The sequence below is a fragment of the Reyranella sp. genome, assembly GCF_050185545.1.
Taxonomy (GTDB): Bacteria; Pseudomonadota; Alphaproteobacteria; order Reyranellales; family Reyranellaceae; genus Reyranella.
In genome coordinates this window covers 1-1807 of sequence record NZ_JBFWZI010000334.1, presented here as the reverse complement: position 1 = coordinate 1807, position 1807 = coordinate 1, and the positions used below count along the sequence as shown (strand labels likewise).

The following is a 1807-nucleotide window of genomic DNA, read 5'->3' as shown; positions in this document are numbered from 1 at the left end:
AACAGCTCCTCGACGGAACGCGCGAGCTTGTCCGGCGCGTTCCAGCGAAAGTAGCGCAACGACGATCCCAGCGCCGAGCGGTGCTTGACCAGCAGCCGGTTGGCCGGGATCTGCGGCACGCCGCCGACGAAGCCGACCAGGAGGATGCGGCCGCCCCAGCCCAACGACGACAGGGCGGCATCGAACAACGGACCGCCGACCGGATCGAAGCAGACGTCGGCGCCCTTGTCGCCGGTCAGCGCCATGACGCGCTCGGCGAGCTTCTCCTTGGAGTAATCGATGATCTCGTCGGCACCATGCGCCTTGGCCACGGCGAGCTTCTCCGGTGTGCTCGCGGCGGCGATGACGCGGGCGCCCATCGCCTTGCCGATCTCGACGGCGGTCAGGCCAACGCCGCCCGCGGCGCCCAGCACCAGCATGGTCTCGCCCGCCGCGAGGCGACCCTGCCAGCGGATGGCGACGTCGCTCGAGATGTAGGCGATGGGAAACGCGCCTGCCTCGGCGAAGCTCATGCCGGCGGGAATGCGCCAAGTCTCGGCCGCTGGTGCGACGGCGTATTCCGCCAGTCCGCCGTAGGCCAGGATCGCCATCACCCTGTCGCCGGGCGCAAAGCCCTTCACGTCGGCACCGCAGGCCGTCACGACACCGGCCGTTTCCAGGCCAGGGCTGAACGGCAGCTCGGGCTTGGTCTGGTAGCGTCCGGCAACCATGATCGAATCGGCATAGTTGACCGCGGTCGCCGCGACCTTGATCAGGACCTCGTCGGCCCCCGGCACGGGCATCGGCGCGTCGCCGAGCTTGAGCTCGTCGACCTTGCCCCAGTGACTGCAAATCAGCGCGCGCATGGTCGACGATGATGGCCGACGAGACTCGGCGGCAGCAAGCGGATTGCACTGCTGCGGTGTCGCGATGCGACACCGGCAGAGATCGCCTCTGCAACGAAGGAAAGTCGCCATGAGCACCACTGCAAGCGATCGCGCGGCATGACGGATGTCGATCGATTGGCAAGGTCCCGCGGCAGCGGCGACCGATCCCGACGGCCGGACCGAGGCCGTCCGGAGTCCGTCAAGGCGTCGATCGAACTGTTGGTCCCTGAAGCAGGCGCCGCATTCTGAGACCTCTTCCGGACCGCGCGCGTCTCGCGCGCGGTCCGGAAGAGCCCTGAAAGCTTGCGTCATTTGCGTCACAGCGTCATTTCGTTTTGCAATCAGGCACTTGGCCGTGACGCTACCGGGCTCGCAGGAGAGGCCTTTGCGCCAGCCAGTCGATTTGCGGCAGCAGGGCTGTTGGGCAGGACGATCAGGCGGATGATCCGCAGGCCACCGCTCGCCCGCTGAAACAGGACCTCGACGCCGCAGCGACGCAGGAACGCCGCGCATTGGCGCAGCCGGCTGGAGAGCGCGCGCGCATTGCCCGGCCACACGCCGCCTGTCCCGGCTGCCGGCGCCAGCTCCCGGTAGAGCTGTGTCGCCGAACCGACCCATGCCCCCTCTCGGCACGCGAACTCGCGCACTGCGATGATGAAGGCATCGCATTCGAGCGCATCGCGTGCCGCGCCGTCGCGGTTGAGCGAATAAATCTTCTGGAACGCCCCCGGCGCGAACAGCGAGGGCTCGCAGGCCTCGACCCAGCGGGCAAGATCGGCCATGCGCGGCGCCTCTGTCAGCCTGATCTGCGGCAATCGCCTCAGTCCGCAGGACACGGCATCGAGCAGCACGCCGAGCAGGCGCGGGCGCGCGGCCTCGAAGCCGCTCCACAGGTCGGCCTCGGTGCGCCGCTGGTCGGGAGGAATGCCGTTCAGCGTCAG

At 68.5% G+C, this 1807-nt stretch carries 1 protein-coding gene and 1 pseudogene; both read right to left on the bottom strand.

Annotation, left to right across the window (positions count from 1 at the left end; all coding sequences use genetic code 11):
• Positions 1-845: NADPH:quinone oxidoreductase family protein (locus AB7O82_RS37580; RefSeq protein WP_428621853.1), on the bottom strand; the 845-nt coding region annotated here is incomplete at its 3' end.
• A gap of 362 nt (positions 846-1207) precedes the next feature.
• Positions 1208-1807: pseudogene (locus AB7O82_RS37575) on the bottom strand (hypothetical protein); the annotation flags it as partial.